This is a genomic window from Paranoxybacillus vitaminiphilus, assembly GCF_003259935.1.
GTDB classification, from domain to species: domain Bacteria; phylum Bacillota; class Bacilli; order Bacillales; family Anoxybacillaceae; genus Paranoxybacillus; species Paranoxybacillus vitaminiphilus.
The window spans coordinates 34,742-52,115 of record NZ_QLMH01000012.1 but is presented as its reverse complement, the minus strand read 5'-3'; the positions used below and the strand labels follow the sequence as shown (position 1 = coordinate 52,115).

Sequence of the window (17,374 nt, the reverse complement as noted above, 5' to 3'; positions counted from 1 at the left end):
TGTGTAATCATTCGACAGTTCCCGAGCACCGAAAAACGGCTGACTTAAAGGCAATAAGTCAGCCGCTGATGATGCTCTAGAAAATCGCTTTTGTCAAGCGTCTTCCCATTTTTCTCATTTTTCTGCCGTTCATAAAGTTATTGCGCTGGGCATATTGATAGGCGGCAACACCTAAACCAAGCGCCAACAAAGAGGTAACGGTACGGTTCATGCTGCTTCCCTCCTAAAAGTGAATGGTGCGATCATTTTCATCGAATAAATCATCGAGAGAGCTTAAAGTACCGTCTTCTTCCACCTGGTGAGTGTAAATCATTCCATTAGAAACGGAAAGTTCAATAAAGCAATTCCAGCAATAATACTGATTGACGCCGATTTTTCCTAAGTTTTTGCTTTGACAATTTGGACACTTAAGCACCGGGGCCACTCTCCTTAAACAATGGTGTTCACGATAATCGCTTCTTCGCCGACTGTAATAGGGACCGTTTGAATCCGCTTTTTCCCTTCCGTTATATCCGCAAAGAAACCTTCTGTTATCTCATATCCTTCGATTGTGCCCAAATGTTCATGAAAATATACATCATCTAATAACCCAAGTTTTTCCCCTTCAGAAGTAATGACCGGTTTGCCGGCAATCCCCCGGTGCGTATAAAGAGAGTAGCTTTGTCCGGAAAGATTTATATGCTTAATGGCAGAAGAAACGGCAATGATCACACCGTCTGTTCCTATCGCTGTAATGGCTGGCATCGGGATATAACGACGGCGTCCAAAAAATTTTTTGCACTCCATGATTAGCCCTTCGATTTTTCCCGTATTCGTAAAATAAAGATCACTTACTTTTCCAAGCACTTTGCCCGTTTCCCGTTCATAAACGGGTAATCCTTTTATGAGTGAAAATGTTCGCAAAGAGTTTCGCCACCTTTCCGAACATTTTTATGTTGCGCTTTCGTCCATAAAGTCATACGGTGAAACGTTTTCCATGCCAACATGTGCATCTTCAAGCGGAAGTTCTCCCTCTTCTAGCGGTTTTACGATTTCGCTCAGCTTATGTGCCAATGTCGTTTGGCGGGCTCCGTCATCGCAGCGGGCGACTCCTAATTTCAGCGCCTCTTCCTCGCCGCATAAAATTAAAAATTGTCTGCTTCTTGTTACCGCTGTATAAATTAAGTTGCGCCGCAGCATGCGGTAATAGCTTTTAACAATCGGCACAATGACAATCGGAAATTCGCTTCCTTGTGATTTATGAATCGAACAGCAATAGGCATGGGTGATTTGCGTTAAATCCTGGCGCGTGTACGTCACTTCATTTCCATCAAAAGACACAACAATGAGATCCTGCTTTTCGGTATTTTCTTTTGCATAAAAAACCGCGACAATTTCGCCAATATCTCCATTAAAGACGTTCTGGTCCGGCTGGTTGACAAGCTGCAGCACTTTGTCGCCAACGCGGTAGACAACCTCACCAACTACAAGCTCGCGTTTTTGTTCGGTCTTTGGATTAAACAGCTCTTGAAGCATTTTATTTAAATTATCGATTCCTGCCGGTCCGCGGTACATCGGAGCCAGCACTTGAATATCTTTTGCGCTGTAGCCTTTGCTTTTGGCATTGGCAGCAATTTGGCGGACCACTTCTAATACCTGTGAAGCGTTGCATTTAATAAAGGAGCGGTCCGCTTTCGGGGCGGCAATATCAACGGGAAGTGTACCGTTTTTAATATGATGGGCTAAATCAATAATCGAGGAGCCCTCAGCCTGGCGGTATACTTCTGTAAGGCGGACGGTCGGAATGACGCCTGTTTGCAGCAAATCTTTCAATACTTGCCCCGGTCCGACCGATGGCAGCTGGTCTTCATCGCCGACAAGAATAACTTGAATGCCATCAGGAAGCGATTTAAAAAGCTGGTTCGCCAGCCACGTATCAACCATCGACATTTCATCGACAATCAGCATCTTACCGTTAATCGGTTCATCTTCATCATGCGCAAAACCTTCTACACCATTCCAGCCGAGCAAACGGTGAATCGTCACCGCCGGCAAACCTGTCGATTCGCTCATTCGTTTTGCCGCCCGCCCAGTCGGCGCCGTCAATAAAATGGGAAACGGATTGTCTTTATTATAGTCTTTCGGATTGAGGGAAACGCCATGCAAATCGGCAAAAATTTCTACGATTCCTTTGATGACGGTCGTTTTTCCTGTGCCCGGTCCACCCGTCAAAATAAAAACGGGAGAAGCAAGCGCTTTTTGGATCGCTTCTTTTTGCAAAGGGGCATATTGAACGGAAAGACGTTCCTCGAGCCTTCCGAGCGCCAGCAAAAATTCCGATTCAGGAAAAACCGTCACCGATTCTGTTTGCTGTAACAGCCGTTTGATGTTCGTGACAATCCCTTTTTCCGCAAAATAAAGCGACGGAATATAAAACTTGGCATCTTCCTCAATCAATTTCCCTTCTTCAGTCAGCATTAATAATTGCTGAGAAATGGCTGTTTCCGGGATCTCCTCGTCCCGTTTCGCTTCAAGCAAAAGTTTGACATTGACCATCAGCTGTTCTTTCGTCAAATAAACGTGTCCTTCCTGCAAACAATCTCGTTCAAGAACAAATAAGCAAGCCGCACGAATGCGATCAGGGTGATTTCCCGAAATCCCCAGCTGGTATCCTAAGTCATCAGCACGCCCAAATCCGATTCCTTCAACGTCCTCAACGAGTTGGTATGGGTTTTGTTGAATGATGTCGAGTGTTTCATCTTTGTACACTTGATAAATTTTCATCGACAGCTGCGGGCCAAAACCAAATTGGGAAAGGGCAATCATAATCTGCTCTAAGCCTTGATGCTCTTTTAACGCCTCATACAGCTCCTGAGCCTTTGCCTTTGAAAGCTTCGGCACTTTATGTAAACTTTCCGGATCTGCTAATATGACAGAAATCGCGTTTTCTCCTAGAGTTTCGACAATCGCTTCCGCCGTTTTTTTACCGATTCCCTTAAACAAATCACTCGATAAATATTGAATCACTCCCTGCTTCGTTTGCGGAAAGTCTTTGCGAAAATGGTGGACGACATATTGCCGGCCGAATTTCGGATGTTCTTTAAATGCGCCGTAAAATATATAAGTGTCATGTTCATACATCCGAGGGAAATATCCAGTTACAACAACTTCTGCTTCATCAAAAGGTTCATTTGTTTCATCAATTCGAATGCGAACGACGGAATACAAATTACTTTCATTATGAAAAATCGTCGCAATATGCGTTCCTTTAATAAACGATTTTTCAGAGAAGTCGAAAGTCTCTTGTTGTTGCACCAGTTTTCCCCCCGTTTTTCCATTAATGTTGCTTTAGTGCCTTTTCCATTAACTTTTTTCCATGCCCGGCAAGCAAATGGTCAGGCTGAATGTCAAGCGCTTTTGTAAACATGCTTAGCGCTGTCTGAACGTCATCTTTATAAGCATAAGCAACTCCTAGATTATAATAAGCATCTGGATGATTTTCATCTAACTCAATAGTTTTATGAAATTGCTTCATCGCTTCATCAACGAACTCCAACTGCGCTAAACAAAGTCCGAACTGAAAAATCGCTTCCACATCGTTCTCATTTAATTCCGCAGCACGCTGCAAATATGGAAGAGCAAGCTTTGGCTGTTCCAAGTACATAAGCGACATGCCTAGCATAAAAAACACATCGGCATCGTTAAGGCCTTTTTTCATTGCTTTTTCAAACATATCTTTCGCTTGCATAAACTGCCCGCGGTTATAATAAATGGAACCTGTGCTATAATACGCAGCAGCTGCATTTTCATCAAGCTCGATTGCTTTCTGGAAAAACTTGAGCGCCTTCTCTTCTTCGCCGACAGCTGCCAACACATTTCCAAAGTTAATGTAGCCAACCGGATCGTTTGGATTTGCTTCAATCGCTTCATTAAAGCATTTTACCGCTTCTTCATAGTTTCCTTGCTGCATATATTGAATCCCTAAACGGTTTTTATCTTCCATTTTTCACTTCAACTCCCTTTTTTAGTTTAACATATATAAAACCTCAACTCAGCCAAGAGTTGAGGTTTTCACAAAAATTAACCAACATACCAGAGCTTTTCTCCATTACGGAACACTTCATCAATCGTTCCGCCGCCAAGGCACTCCTCGCCGTTGTAAAAGACAACCGCTTGACCAGGTGTCACCGCACGAACCGGCTGAGCAAACACAACTTTCACAGTCTTCTCATCAATGACATGAACGGTTACCCCTGTATCCGGCTGGCGATAGCGGAATTTTGCCGTACATGCAAGCGGCTCAGTTGGAATGCGGCCAGATATCCAGTTGACATTCGTGGCAATAATGGCATCTGAATATAACAATTCGTTATCAAATCCTTGTGCGACATATAAAATATTTTCTTTCAGATTTTTGCCGACAACAAACCATGGTTCTCCATTTCCGCCGATTCCAAGACCGTGGCGCTGTCCGATCGTATAATACATTAATCCATCATGTTTTCCTTTTATTTCGCCGTCTAACGTCTGCATCGTTCCAGGCTGAGCCGGCAAATAGTTGCTTAAGAACTCTTTAAAGTTGCGCTCGCCGATAAAACAAATGCCGGTGCTGTCCTTTTTCGTTGCTGTGGCAAGTCCTGCCTCTTTTGCGATTTCCCGTACTTTCGCTTTTTCCATATTTCCGATCGGAAACATGATTTTTGAAAGCTGCTCTTGTCCCAGTTGATTTAAGAAATAGGTCTGGTCTTTGTTTTGGTCAACGCCGCGCAGCAGTTTATATTCGCCATCGCGGTATTCTACGCGGGCATAATGACCCATCGCTAAATAATCCGCTCCGAGAGACATCGCATGCTCTAAAAACGCTTTAAATTTAATTTCTTTATTGCACATGACATCCGGATTCGGCGTGCGGCCTGCTTTATATTCATCTAGGAAATACGTAAACACTTTATCCCAATATTCTTTTTCAAAATTCACGGCGTAATATGGAATGCCAATTTGATTGCAAACACGCACAACATCATTGTAATCTTCTGTTGCCGTACATACTCCATTTTCGTCTGTATCATCCCAGTTTTTCATAAAAATCCCGATCACATCATATCCTTGCTGCTTTAAAAGAAGCGCCGCAACGGAGGAATCGACGCCGCCTGACATTCCAACGACGACGCGGGTATCTTTTGGTGCTTTGTTCATAAGGTTATACCTCCATTTTATTTGTTTGTCAGCCTCCGGACAATCTTTGCTGTTTCATAAGCGGCTTTTTCGATTTGCTCTTCTGTATTTCCAAGCCCGAAGCTGAAGCGGACGGAAGAACGGATTCGTTCCGATTCTTTACCAAACATGGCAACGAGAACGTGAGACGGATCAATCGATCCCGCTGTGCAGGCTGAGCCGCTTGAAGCAGCGATTCCGGCTAAATCCAAATTTACAAGCATGGACTCAACGTTCGTTCCCGGAAAAGCGACATTCAACACATGCGGAAGAGAATTGTTTTCATCCCCGTTCACGAAGTACGGAATACGTTCCTTTTCAAAAATTTCCAGCATGTTCTTTTTAAATGAACGATACATACTTGCTTTCTTGTTCATTGTTGCTTGAGCAATTTCAACCGCTTTCGCCAGTCCGACAATTCCCGCTACATTTTCCGTTCCCGCACGTCGTTTTCGTTCTTGTTCGCCGCCATATAAACGCGGAATGAGCTTTACCGTTTCCTTTGCATATAAAAAGCCAATACCTTTTGGACCATTGATTTTATGAGCGGAAACAGAAAGCAAATCAATATGAAGCTCATTTACATCGATCGGAATAAGTCCGTAAGCTTGTACAGCATCCGTATGGAAGAATGCCTGATGCTCTTTTAACATTTCACCAATTTCTTTAATGGGCTGCAGCACACCTGTCTCATTGTTGCCAAACATAATGGAAACGAGGATTGTATCATCACGGAGAGCGTTCCCCAAATCGTCAAGCGAAATTTTTCCTTGTTCGTTCACTGGAAGATAGGTTACTTCAAATCCTTGTTTTTCAAGATAATGACATGTATGCAAAACGGCATGATGCTCAACGGATGAAGTAATGATATGATTTCCCTTCTGGCGATTTGCCGTTGCCGTGCCAATTAACGCAAGATTATCTGCTTCCGTACCGCCGCTCGTAAAAATAATTTCGTTCGCTTTTGCTCCGATGCTTTTGGCAACCATTTCCCGCGCCTCATCAATGGCGTGACGGCTTTGTCTGCCGAAGAAATGAATACTTGAAGGATTCCCAAAAATCTCGGTCATAAACGGTACCATCGTTTCGACAACATCGGGATGCATCGGTGACGTAGCGGCATGATCTAAATAAATTCGTTCCAAACAAAATTCCCCTTTCTATTGCAACGATTAAATATAAAACATATACGCATCTTTATCATCATTACTGTATTTCGCTAAATCTTCCAAGGTTGTGCTATCTAACACCTCTTGAACGGCATCGCGGATGCGAATCCATAGTTCTCGTTTCGCCGGTTCCTCTTCTTCCAATCCTTCAACAGGGCTAATCGGCCCTTCAAGGACACGAATCACATCTCCTGCCGTAATTTTCGCTGGATGATCGGCTAATACATAACCGCCATAAGCGCCGCGAATGCTTTTCACAAGACCGGCATTTCGCAGCGGTGAAACAAGTTGTTCTAAATAATGCTCGGATAAATCATGCGTCCTGGCAATCGACTTTAATGAAATCGGGCGATCGCCATATTTTTTCGCCAGTTCAATCATAATTGTTAATCCATATCTGCCTTTTGTTGAAATTTTCATGATACTCCCCCTACCTGTTTAGTCCGTTCATTTTCATAGGAACTTGTCTCATCAAGATTCGGTTAACTAAAGATTGGCATTGCGGCAAGGCCATACCAGCGACAGAGCCAATCGCAACGCTGAAAATGAATGTGCCGATCGCAACCGGCCCGTCCAGCAGCCAACCAATAAAGAGGACAAGCACTTCCATGCCGATCCGAATATACTGCACTTTCCAGCCAGTCAACTCCATTAAGGCAAGCATGAGACTGTCGCGTGGACCCGCCCCCATTTTTGCCGAAATATACAGCCCCATTCCGTAACCGTTGATGACGATACCAGAAAGAAACATGATAAATTTTAACCATAACATATCTGGTGTGCGAATCCAAGGAATGAGCATATACAAATCAATAAACAAGCCGACAAATACCATGTTTGCAAAGGCGCCTATTTGTGGAAAACGCCTTGAAATGAGCGCTGCCGCTGTTAACACAGCCAACCCAACAATAATCGACCACGTTCCGATCGTTAATCCAAATTGACGATACAATCCAATATGCAATACATCCCATGGTGCGCTTCCTAAATTCGCTTTAATCATTAACACAATCCCAAAGCACATAACAAGCAAACCGGTAAAATATATTCCCCACCGCACCATAAGATCGCTAAATTTATAAGAGGTGTCATTTTCTGTCATATAAATAAACACTCCATATACAGCTCAAAACAGCTTTGTCAAATAAGAAACCTATGTCATTATAACATAAATCTTTAGCAACTTCATTTTAAGTCACCTTCATCTCTTTATTTTTCAGCTCCTTGTCTCCTCAATTCTGCCAAACGCCCGTGCACTTTTGCCAAATATTTCTCTTCACCGCTCTCTTTCGGTACGTAATACTGCACTCCTAACAATTCATCCGGCAAATATTGTTGATATACCCAACTGTTCGGGTAATCATGCGGATATTTATATCCTTTCCCATGCCCCAACACTTTTGCACCTTGATAATGTGCATCTTTTAAATAACTAGGAATTTCCCCTGCTTTTCCATTTCGCACATCTTCAATCGCCTTATCTAATGCTTTATAAGCAGAATTCGACTTAGCGGAAAGGCATAATTCAATGGTCACAACTGAAAGCGGAATTCTCGCTTCCGGCAGCCCAAGACGTTCCACCGCTTCGATAGCCGCCATGACCTTGACTCCCATCATCGGATTCGCAAGACCAATATCTTCATAGGCAATAACGGCCAGCCGGCGGCATATCGCCGATAAGTCTCCTCCTTCAAGAAGTCTTGCCAAATAATAAAGCGCTGCATCGACATCGCTGCCGCGGATGCTTTTTTGGAAAGCCGATAAAAGCGAATAATACACATCTCCATTTTTATCATGATGAAATCCTTTGCCTTCCACACATTCAAGCACTGTTTTCTCATCAACATAAATGAGACCGTCTCTTTTCTCCGAGGCATAAACAACATCTTCTAAAACATTTAAAGCCGAACGGGCATCCCCGTTTGTCGATAAAGCGATGATTTCCAATAAGCGCTCATCGATTTGAACGGGAATATCCCCTAGCCCTCTCTCCTTATCAGTTAACGCTCTCTTTAAAAGAGTGATAATATCTTCTTTTGTTAATCTTTTTAATTGCTTGATTTGACCGCAGCGGCTTCTAATCGCCGGATTTACTTCATGAAAAGGATTTTCGGTTGTTGCCCCAATTAAAGTAATTAAGCCTTTTTCGACATTCGGCAATAAATAATCTTGCTGCGCTTTATTAAAGCGATGAATTTCGTCGATAAACAAAATGACATTTCCGAGCATCTCTGCCTGAGCTACAATTTCTTCCATTTCTTTTTTTCCTGAAACGGTAGCATTAATCGCATAAAATTCCCGCTCAACCGTTCCAGCAATCGCATAAGCAAGCGATGTTTTGCCAATCCCCGGTTCGCCGTACAATAACATCGACGGCACGTGGCCGTTTTTAATCATTCGATATAAAGACGTATCAGGACCAATGATATGCTGTTGACCAACGATTTCATCCATATTCCGCGGTCTCATTCTTACGGATAAAGGTTCTCTTGCAAACAACATGAATCGTACCTCTCCTTTTTATCACTGAAAAAGCAAAAGCTCTCTGACGTCAGAGAACTTTTTAGTTCGTAAAATAAACTTCCACTTTTGCTTTTAGCGCTTTAACAAAACGAGTTAAACCACTATGCTGCAAATTTTTCAGATAGAGCAATAATGCTTCCACGATAAATTTTTGCACCTCTTGCTCATTTCTTGAATTAAAGAATGAACGACATCAACTACTTACAACATGATTTTTGTCACTTTCATCTCCTAATTTTCAATCATTTCATCAATTTGTCTAATGATTTGTTTCCTAATCTTCTCCTTGCTCATTTTTCCGATATCGATGTAGTCTTTCATCACTTCGTCTGTCAGCAGCGGAGTTTCTTTGTCTGTTAAACTTTGAATCATCGCAGCTAACTGTTAAAAATGGTGCGAGCTTATCCAAATGAATTTCTTTTTTATCGATGACAAATCACATTTCATTAACATCGCAACAAAGTCTAAGGCAAATCTTCCCGAGAGGCGCCCGGATAAACGCTACGGAAATTCGATATTCGGCAATAAATCTATCTTCAAGGAAGAAAAGTAGTATAATCCTCCAAGAAATAAGTAGAAAGGAAAGAATAAACACAGCTACCGCATTTTTTAAGCTAAACCTTGATGAACCTCTCCCACCTACACTTCACTTAGAGGTGGGAGACTTCTCGGTGAGCATGTTAAAAAATTCATGATTTCCTTTTTTCTAAACCTATATTACGACCGTTCGGTAGTTTGTTATACTGCCTGAACGGTTGATACAGCTACAACGAATATAAACGAATTGCTAAAAGTTCGCAATAAGAATGTCGCGCTGACTTCTACATCATTAATTCCAGTTTAAAATCTTTTAAATTAGGTTATCCTATTCCCAACATTGTTGAAAAGATTCGATAGGGAGTGACATAATGAAAACACGGCAAGATGCATGGACGCATGAAGATGATTTATTATTGGCGGAGACGGTGCTGCGCTACATTCGTGAGGGCGGCACTCAGCTGAAGGCTTTCGAGGAAGTAGGAGATAAACTTAATAGAACAGCAGCAGCTTGCGGCTTTCGCTGGAACGCAGAAATCAGAAAAAGATATGTTGAGGCAATTGAACTGGCAAAGAAACAGAGAAAGGAACGAAAAAGAGCATTAGAAACTGCGAAGAAGCTTCAGCAAATAGAACAACATTCATCTTGTCTTCTTCCTGCTCCAAATACGATTACACTCGAGCAATGTATTGCCTTTTTACAATCGTTAAATAAAACAGAGATTCAGTCTCAAAAACTTAGAGAAGAAAACGGCCGGCTTAAAAAGGAAAATGACGAACTGCAGCAGCGGAATAAAGAATTAGAGGAAAAACTCTCCCATTTAACGGAACAACAAGAGACGATTCAAGAAGATTACCAAGCACTCATTAAAATTATGGATCGCGCCCGCAAAATGGTGCTGATGGAAGAAATGGAAACACAACAACCGGCCCATATATTCTGTATGGACAAAAACGGAAGTTTGGAACATGTTGCAACACAGTAATAAAAAAGAAGGTGTCCCATAAGGGTCTGACCTCACATGCATTTCACAATATATCGTTCATTTATGCCATATTATAGCCCTATATATTGTGCTGTGGGGTCTGACCCTTGGCTTTGAGACAGCCTCTTCTTACTCCTCGCCAACGCGGTAAATTTTAACATCCTTTAATACTTCTCTCACCACATAGGAAGCCATAATCAAACCTGCAACCGATGGAACAAAGGCATTGGAAGACGGCGGCATCTTTGCTTTTCTTATTGTCGCTTGATCATTCCCAACTTTCTTTCGCACATCTTCACGAATAATAATTGGATTTTCATCAGAAAACACAACTGGAATCCCTTTGCGAATTCCTTCCTTGCGCAATTTTTGACGGATGACTTTGGCGATTGGATCGGTATGCGTTTTTGAAATATCCGCAATGCGGAAACGGGTTGGATCCATTTTGTTGGCCGCTCCCATACTTGAAATAATCGGAATATTTCGTTTTAAACATTCTTTCATTAAGTGAATTTTGTACGTAATCGTATCTGATGCATCAATCACAAAATCAAGACCGTAGCTGAAAAATTGTTCATATGTTTCTTCCGTATAAAACATTTTTAAGGCAATCACTTCACACTCAGGGTTAATATCAGCGATGCGCTCTTTCATTAAATCGACTTTCGGACGGCCCACCGTGGAAAGAAGCGCATGAATCTGACGGTTAATATTCGTAATATCGACATCATCTTTGTCAACTAACACTAATCGGCCGACACCTGAACGCGCCAATGCTTCAACCGCAAATGAACCGACTCCGCCAATTCCTAATACAGCGACGGTCGTATTTTTCAGCTTTTCCAAACCTTCCTTGCCAATGGCCAGTTCGTTGCGAGAAAATTGGTGTAACACAACTGCACCCTCCGTTATCATACTCAGCATTTTTAAAACCGATATTTATACTACACGATAAATATAAGTATTTCAATCGGGTTTTTATAGCAAAAAACCCCTATGCAAAGCATAGCTTTACATAGGGGAATCATTCCTCATATAAGTCCCAATCGTGCCGTCGCGATGCCTTCGTTTTGAACCCGCGCTCGGCAGGTGGGTGCCCTGTTTCAAGGTTTGCACGTCCTCACTGCCAGAGGCATGTACGCCGCTTGAAAACCCCGGGCTCCCGTATAACTTATTGTTCGGTCAAAACAACAGGTTATACGACGAACACATCAGGACTAATTATTGTGATCGTATCATAGCATAAATGGAAAGCGATTTCAAGCAGGGAATATTAGAGTTTTATTCTTTTTTTTCTAAATTTAATGACAAATGCAACTCCTCCAGCTGTGCTTCGTTAACCGCACTTGGCGCTTCTGTCAACAAGCAGCTTGCACTTGCTGTTTTCGGGAAAGCAATTGTATCACGAAGGTTTGAACGGCCGGCAAGCAGCATCACAAGGCGGTCAAGTCCTAGGGCAATGCCACCATGCGGCGGTGTTCCGTATTCAAACGCTTCTAATAAAAAGCCAAATTGCGCACGCGCTTCTTCTTCGGTAAATCCAAGAGCCTTAAACATTTTTTCCTGCACAGCGCGCTCAAAAATACGCAATGAACCACCGCCAAGTTCATATCCGTTTAAAACAAGGTCATATGCTTGTGCACGGACTTTGTCAGGTTCCGTTTCCAACAGCGGTAAATCTTCGCGCACAGGCATTGTAAACGGGTGATGCGCTGCATAATAACGTCCTTCTTCCTCGTCATACTCCAGCAATGGCCAATCCGTGATCCAAAGGAAGTTAAACTTCGTTTCGTCAATGAGCTGCAGCTCTTTGCCAAGTTTTAACCGCAATGCTCCAAGCGCATTGGCAACAACGCTTTTCTTATCGGCAACAAACAACAATAAATCTCCTGTTTCCGCATCTAATGCTTGCTTAAAGCCTTTATGCTCTTCTTCAGTAAAGAATTTTGCAATCGGACCTTTTAAGCCGTCCTCTTCCACTTTCAACCACGCAAGTCCTTTTGCACCGTAACGGGAAACAAATTCCGTTAAACCGTCAATGTCTTTACGTGAATATTTATCTGCAGCTCCTTTTACATTAATCGCCTTTACTTGTCCACCGTTTTCAACCGCGCTTGCAAACACCTTAAAGCCGCAGCCTTTTACTTGTTCGGATAAGTCTACAAGCTCCATCGCAAAACGGGTATCCGGCTTGTCAGAACCATATCGGCTCATCGCTTCGTCATAAGACATTCTCGGGAACGGAATTGGCAAATCCATTCCCTTTCCTACTTTCATGACACGTGCCATCATTCGTTCTACCATCGCCATAATGTCTTCTTGGCTCATAAACGATGTTTCAATATCAATTTGTGTAAACTCCGGCTGGCGGTCGGCACGCAAGTCTTCGTCGCGGAAACAGCGCGCAATTTGATAATAACGCTCAAAGCCGGCAACCATTAATAATTGCTTAAAAATTTGCGGCGATTGCGGCAACGCATAAAATTCACCGGGATGAACACGGCTTGGCACTAAATAGTCGCGCGCACCTTCCGGAGTGCTTTTTGTTAAAATCGGTGTTTCTACTTCTAAAAATCCTTCTTCATCGAGAAAATCACGAATCGCTTTTGTTACTTTATGTCTCAGTTTAAACGTGTTAAACATCACGGGACGGCGCAAGTCTAAATAGCGATATTTAAGGCGCACATCCTCAGATACATCCGTTCGATCATCAATCATAAACGGCGGTGTTTTTGCCTCGTTAATAATCGTTACACGCTCAGCCTGAATCTCGATCTTGCCTGTAGGGATATTTGGGTTGATCGTTCCTTCTTCACGGGCAACGACAGTCCCTTCTACATCAAGAACATACTCTCCACGCACCGTCTCTGCGATTTTTAACGCTTCCTCTGATACTTCCGGACTAAATACGACTTGGACAATACCAGTGCGATCACGAAGATCGATGAAAATAAGTCCTCCAAGATCGCGCCGCTTCTGCACCCATCCTTTTAAATTTACCTTTTCGCCAATTGCTTGTTCCGTCACTTCACCGCAATAGTACGTTCGCCCAAACATGTTTCTTCCTCCTTACACCAATTTCTTCCGCAAATATTCGATAAATGAATCGAGCGCCACTTCCACTTGTTCGCCCGTAGCCATCTCTTTTACGTTTATCGTATTCTTTTCCAGCTCTTCCTCTCCAATAACGGCTACATATTTTGCTTGTAAACGGTCAGCTGCTTTAAATTGCGCTTTTACTTTACGGTCTTGATAGTCTTTCTCCGCTGCAATTCCCGCTTTTCGCAGCTTATCCACGAGCACAACCGATTCATCTTTCGCTTTTTCCCCTAACGCCACAACGTAACAATCAATCCCTTGCGCTACTGGAAGCGAGATGCCTTCTGCTTCAAGCGCTGCCAGTAATCGTTCAATACTGAAAGCAAAACCGATTCCCGGCGTTTCCGGTCCGCCGATTTCCTGAACTAATCCATTATAACGGCCGCCGCCGCACAATGTTGTAATCGCGCCAAATCCTTCCGCATTGCTCATAATTTCAAAAGCGGTATGATTGTAATAATCAAGGCCGCGGACGAGGCGGGGATCTACTTCAAACTCTACCCCTAACTTTGTTAAGTACATTTGAACCTTTTCAAAATAATGACGCGATTCATCATTTAAATAGTCAATAATCGAAGGCGCTGTTGCCATCAACTCATGGTCACGGTCTTTTTTGCAATCTAAAATGCGCAATGGGTTTTTCTCCAATCGTGTTTGACAGTCTTCACAAAATTCATGAATGCGCCCTTTAAAATGATTGACAAGCGCTTCCCGATGGGCCATTCTGCTTTCTTTATCTCCCAAGCTATTAATAACAAGCTTTAACTTCTTCAATCCTAATGCTTGATACATTTCCATCGCTAAGGAAATCACTTCTGCATCAATCGCTGGATCGCTGCTTCCGAGCGCCTCGACACCGAATTGGACGAACTGGCGGAATCTTCCTGCCTGTGGACGTTCATAGCGAAACATCGGTCCAACATAATATAATTTAATCGGCTGGTTCGGATCTCCGTACATTTTATTTTCAACAAATGAACGGACAACCGAAGCTGTTCCTTCAGGACGGAGCGTTATACTTCTGCCGCCGCGGTCTTCAAATGTATACATCTCTTTCTGGACGATATCGGTCGTATCGCCGACACCGCGCAAAAACAACTCCGTATGCTCAAAAATCGGCGTGCGAATTTCTTTATAGTTGTAACGCCGGCAAAGATCGCGCGCCATTTGCTCGATATACTGCCACTTTTCTGCTTCACCCGGCAGAATATCTTGTGTTCCTCTCGGAATTTGAAACGCCATGCTTCAATCCTCCTAAGTTTAGTTTCTATGTTTTATGTAATGGAAAAGCAAAAAACTCCCATCCCTATGAAACATAGGGACGAGAGCTAAATTCCCGTGGTGCCACCCTAATTGAAGCCGCATGTGCTTCCACTTCATCCGTTAACGCCCGGAATGCGTTCTCTTCTACTAGATTACTTTCGTTCAAAGAGAAACCTACGGAGTGTTCGTTCGTTAAGTCATCATGCAGAAATGCTTTCAGCCTAAGGCATTTCCTCTCTGTTCATGTGTATTCTTAACTACTCTTCTCCATCATCGGTTTTGTATGTAAGAATTTTTCTTTTATCTTACGAATGAACTCGTATTTTGTCAAGAATGCAGCAGCAATTTAAGAACGATATAATTGTTTTTTTAACTTTTGGACTTCTCTTAAAGTTAACCCAAACTCTGAAGCAAGCTCAAATGCAGTTAAATCTGCTTCCCGTTTCATAAATTCATGAAAATCAATATGAACCAATTCGCTTGCCCGCGCCTGTGCAAACTCCCCTTTTGCGCTGTTTCTCACCGCGTCCCATCCTTTCTCGCTTAAAAACTCTCTATTTATTTTTCCCGTTATTTTTAAAAATAAAAGGATTTTTTTTACTTTTAACGAATTTAAAAACTAGGGCTTTCATTTGCAAGAAAGGAGGCTCCACTTTTAACTGTGGATGATATAAAAAAGGGTACATATGTTTTTCTTGCTGTCTTACTTTTCTTCTCCATTCATGTATCTAGTGTGTGGGCCGAGACAAGAACGGCGACCATCACCGTTGCTCATCTCAATGTGCGCGAAGGCCCGGGACTTCATTACAAAGTAATTAAACGCGTAAATAAAGGAGAAACATATGCGGTCATCGAACAGAAAAACGATTGGATTCAACTTCGGCTAAACGCGAAAGAAACAGGATGGATTTCTCTGCCATATGCAAGCAGCTCAGCAAGCGCAACAGAAACAGCCGTCTCAGCCGTTGATTATCTTCGGGTCCGCACAGGTCCAGGAACAAAATATGCCGTTATCGGTTATTTAAAGCAAGGACAGACAGTAGCGGTATATGAAAAAACAAAAAATTGGGCAAAAGTCCACTCAGCTAACCTATCAGGCTGGGTTTCTGCCGATTATCTTTCTCCACAAACTGCGCTGGAAAAACATCTGATTGGAATCGTCACAACGAATCAGTTAAATGTACGTGCGGAACCTTCAGAAAAAGGAAAGATTATCCGGAAACTGAATGGCGGCGATCATGTAAATATCGTCGTGCAACAAGACAATTGGCTGAAAATCGTTCTTGAAAATCAACAGACCGGCTGGGTATCCAGTACATATATTTCACTGCAAAACCGTACTTCTCCAGATCCTGCAAATACGTATATTAAAGTTCTCTACAATCGAACGAATATTCGAGAAAATCCATCGCTTGACGCCCCTGTCGTTGCAACAGCCAATCGCGGTGAAACGTATCGCGTCATTCGTAAAGAAGGAAGCTGGTATTATATTAAGCCTGCCGCTCAACGATCCGGCTATATCGCAGAGTGGGTTGTTTCGACAGTAAATAAAAAAAACGGCTCGATCAAAAATAAAACGATTGTGCTCGATGCCGGACATGGCGGAAAAGATAGCGGCACCATCGGCAAAAACGGTACGCTCGAAAAAACATTAACACTGCAAACAGCAAAATTGCTGCAGCAAAAACTGGGACAAGCCGGAGCAAACGTCATTTTAACAAGAAATGACGATTTATTCATTTCCTTGCCAAACCGGGTAAAAATCGCTCACGAACATGAAGCCGACATTTTTATCAGCATTCATTACGACAGTTCACATGATGCAACGGCAAACGGCATCACCGTTTACTATTATGACAACAAGCGGGATCATCCTCTCGCTGCATCGATTTATTCACAGCTAAAAACGATTGACAATATGAAACAGCGCGGAATTCGCTTTGGCGATTTTCATGTTCTCCGCGAAAACAACCGGCCGTCTGTTTTATTAGAACTCGGATATTTGAGCAATCCGACGGAAGGACAGCTCATTGTTTCACCTTATTATCAAGAAAAAGTAACAGATGCGATTGTTGAAAGTTTAAAAAACGATTTCCAATAATATCGCTGCGAGCAAACAAAAAGGCGAATAACCGTTTCGTTACTCGCCCTTTTGTTTACTTTCAACAATTAGTGTCACAGGTCCATCATTTGTAAATTGCACGTCCATCATTGCCCCGAATTTTCCGGTCTCCACTTTAATTCCTTTTTGCCGCAGTTCTTCATTAAAAATTTGATAAATTTCTAGCGCATGATCAGGCTTGGCAGCTTCCATAAAATTCGGGCGTCTTCCCTTGCGGCAGTCTCCATACAGCGTAAACTGCGATACAGATAAAATCGCTCCTCCGACATCTAAAACGGACAAATTCATTTTCCCGGATTCATCTTCAAAAATTCGTAAATTGGCAACTTTGTCCGCCACAAATGCTGCATCTTCTTTTGTATCACTATGAGTGACACCGACAAGCAGCATGAGTCCAAAGTCAATCTGTCCTACTGTTTCACCTTCGACAATCACTTTTGCGTTTTTTGCACGTTGCACAACAATTCTCATCAGACATACCC

At 42.7% G+C, this 17,374-nt stretch carries 18 protein-coding genes, 1 other RNA gene and 1 other annotated feature; of the genes, 2 read left to right on the top strand and 17 right to left on the bottom strand.

The genetic code is table 11. The features are described 5' to 3' along the window. Positions 1-76: 76 nt before the first annotated feature. The 11 genes from B0I26_RS13060 to B0I26_RS18375 form a co-directional block, all read right to left on the bottom strand. On the bottom strand, positions 77-211 hold the full coding sequence (locus B0I26_RS13060; RefSeq protein ID WP_111645864.1) for a YrzQ family protein: 135 nt from the start codon (positions 209-211) through the stop codon (positions 77-79). Between the two features lie 12 nt (positions 212-223). After that, positions 224-415, bottom strand: coding sequence for a hypothetical protein (locus tag B0I26_RS13055; protein ID WP_111645863.1), 192 nt, complete (start codon positions 413-415; stop codon positions 224-226). A 14-nt stretch (positions 416-429) separates the two neighbouring features. Then, the gene (locus tag B0I26_RS13050) at positions 430-903 is read right to left on the bottom strand and encodes a PRC-barrel domain-containing protein (protein ID WP_111645862.1); all 474 of its coding nucleotides are present in this window, start codon (positions 901-903) and stop codon (positions 430-432) included. 27 nt (positions 904-930) lie between these two features. Beyond that, positions 931-3,294, bottom strand: a complete 2,364-nt coding sequence (gene recD2 / locus B0I26_RS13045) for an SF1B family DNA helicase RecD2 (RefSeq protein WP_111645861.1) — start codon at positions 3,292-3,294, stop codon at positions 931-933. A gap of 22 nt (positions 3,295-3,316) precedes the next feature. After that, a complete protein-coding gene (locus B0I26_RS13040; RefSeq protein ID WP_111645860.1) occupies positions 3,317-3,982 on the bottom strand; it encodes a tetratricopeptide repeat protein in 666 nt (221 codons plus the stop codon). A gap of 77 nt (positions 3,983-4,059) precedes the next feature. Beyond that, complete coding sequence (gene mnmA / locus B0I26_RS13035; protein ID WP_111645859.1) at positions 4,060-5,175, bottom strand: tRNA 2-thiouridine(34) synthase MnmA; 1,116 nt, start codon at positions 5,173-5,175, stop codon at positions 4,060-4,062. Between the two features lie 17 nt (positions 5,176-5,192). Further along, a complete protein-coding gene (locus tag B0I26_RS13030) occupies positions 5,193-6,338 on the bottom strand; it encodes a cysteine desulfurase family protein (protein ID WP_111645858.1) in 1,146 nt (381 codons plus the stop codon). Between the two features lie 27 nt (positions 6,339-6,365). Then, positions 6,366-6,782 (bottom strand): cysteine metabolism transcriptional regulator CymR, encoded by a 417-nt coding sequence (gene cymR, locus B0I26_RS13025; protein WP_111645857.1) that lies wholly within the window; start codon positions 6,780-6,782, stop codon positions 6,366-6,368. Positions 6,783-6,792: 10 nt separating this feature from the next. Beyond that, positions 6,793-7,464 (bottom strand): YczE/YyaS/YitT family protein, encoded by a 672-nt coding sequence (locus tag B0I26_RS13020; RefSeq protein ID WP_111645856.1) that lies wholly within the window; start codon positions 7,462-7,464, stop codon positions 6,793-6,795. A 107-nt stretch (positions 7,465-7,571) separates the two neighbouring features. Beyond that, positions 7,572-8,864, bottom strand: coding sequence for a replication-associated recombination protein A (locus B0I26_RS13015; protein ID WP_111645855.1), 1,293 nt, complete (start codon positions 8,862-8,864; stop codon positions 7,572-7,574). A gap of 252 nt (positions 8,865-9,116) precedes the next feature. After that, positions 9,117-9,257: a hypothetical protein gene (locus B0I26_RS18375; RefSeq protein WP_181502899.1), complete on the bottom strand. Its 141-nt coding sequence runs from the start codon at positions 9,255-9,257 to the stop codon at positions 9,117-9,119. A 536-nt stretch (positions 9,258-9,793) separates the two neighbouring features. Here B0I26_RS18375 and B0I26_RS13010 point away from each other — a divergent pair. After that, on the top strand, positions 9,794-10,408 hold the full coding sequence (locus tag B0I26_RS13010) for an RsfA family transcriptional regulator (protein WP_111645854.1): 615 nt from the start codon (positions 9,794-9,796) through the stop codon (positions 10,406-10,408). A gap of 129 nt (positions 10,409-10,537) precedes the next feature. Here the strand turns inward: B0I26_RS13010 and B0I26_RS13005 are convergent, their stop codons facing one another. From B0I26_RS13005 to B0I26_RS18370, 5 genes are all read right to left on the bottom strand, one after another. After that, positions 10,538-11,302: a tRNA threonylcarbamoyladenosine dehydratase gene (locus B0I26_RS13005; RefSeq protein WP_111645853.1), complete on the bottom strand. Its 765-nt coding sequence runs from the start codon at positions 11,300-11,302 to the stop codon at positions 10,538-10,540. Positions 11,303-11,443: 141 nt separating this feature from the next. Then, positions 11,444-11,629, bottom strand: a non-coding RNA gene (ssrS, locus tag B0I26_RS13000) — 6S RNA. Positions 11,630-11,689: 60 nt separating this feature from the next. Next, on the bottom strand, positions 11,690-13,465 hold the full coding sequence (gene aspS, locus B0I26_RS12995; protein WP_111645852.1) for an aspartate--tRNA ligase: 1,776 nt from the start codon (positions 13,463-13,465) through the stop codon (positions 11,690-11,692). A gap of 12 nt (positions 13,466-13,477) precedes the next feature. After that, entirely contained in the window at positions 13,478-14,749 is a 1,272-nt protein-coding gene (gene hisS / locus B0I26_RS12990; protein ID WP_111645851.1) for a histidine--tRNA ligase, read from the bottom strand. Positions 14,750-14,821: 72 nt separating this feature from the next. Next, positions 14,822-15,053 (bottom strand) — a binding site (T-box leader). Positions 15,054-15,116: 63 nt separating this feature from the next. Continuing rightward, positions 15,117-15,293: a hypothetical protein gene (locus tag B0I26_RS18370; RefSeq protein ID WP_181502898.1), complete on the bottom strand. Its 177-nt coding sequence runs from the start codon at positions 15,291-15,293 to the stop codon at positions 15,117-15,119. 138 nt (positions 15,294-15,431) lie between these two features. On the opposite strand from B0I26_RS18370, the gene B0I26_RS12985 reads away from it, so the two are divergent. Next, the gene (locus B0I26_RS12985; protein WP_111645850.1) at positions 15,432-16,871 is read left to right on the top strand and encodes an N-acetylmuramoyl-L-alanine amidase; all 1,440 of its coding nucleotides are present in this window, start codon (positions 15,432-15,434) and stop codon (positions 16,869-16,871) included. A gap of 39 nt (positions 16,872-16,910) precedes the next feature. Here the strand turns inward: B0I26_RS12985 and dtd are convergent, their stop codons facing one another. Beyond that, on the bottom strand, positions 16,911-17,363 hold the full coding sequence (gene dtd, locus B0I26_RS12980; RefSeq protein ID WP_111645849.1) for a D-aminoacyl-tRNA deacylase: 453 nt from the start codon (positions 17,361-17,363) through the stop codon (positions 16,911-16,913). Positions 17,364-17,374 lie beyond the last annotated feature (11 nt).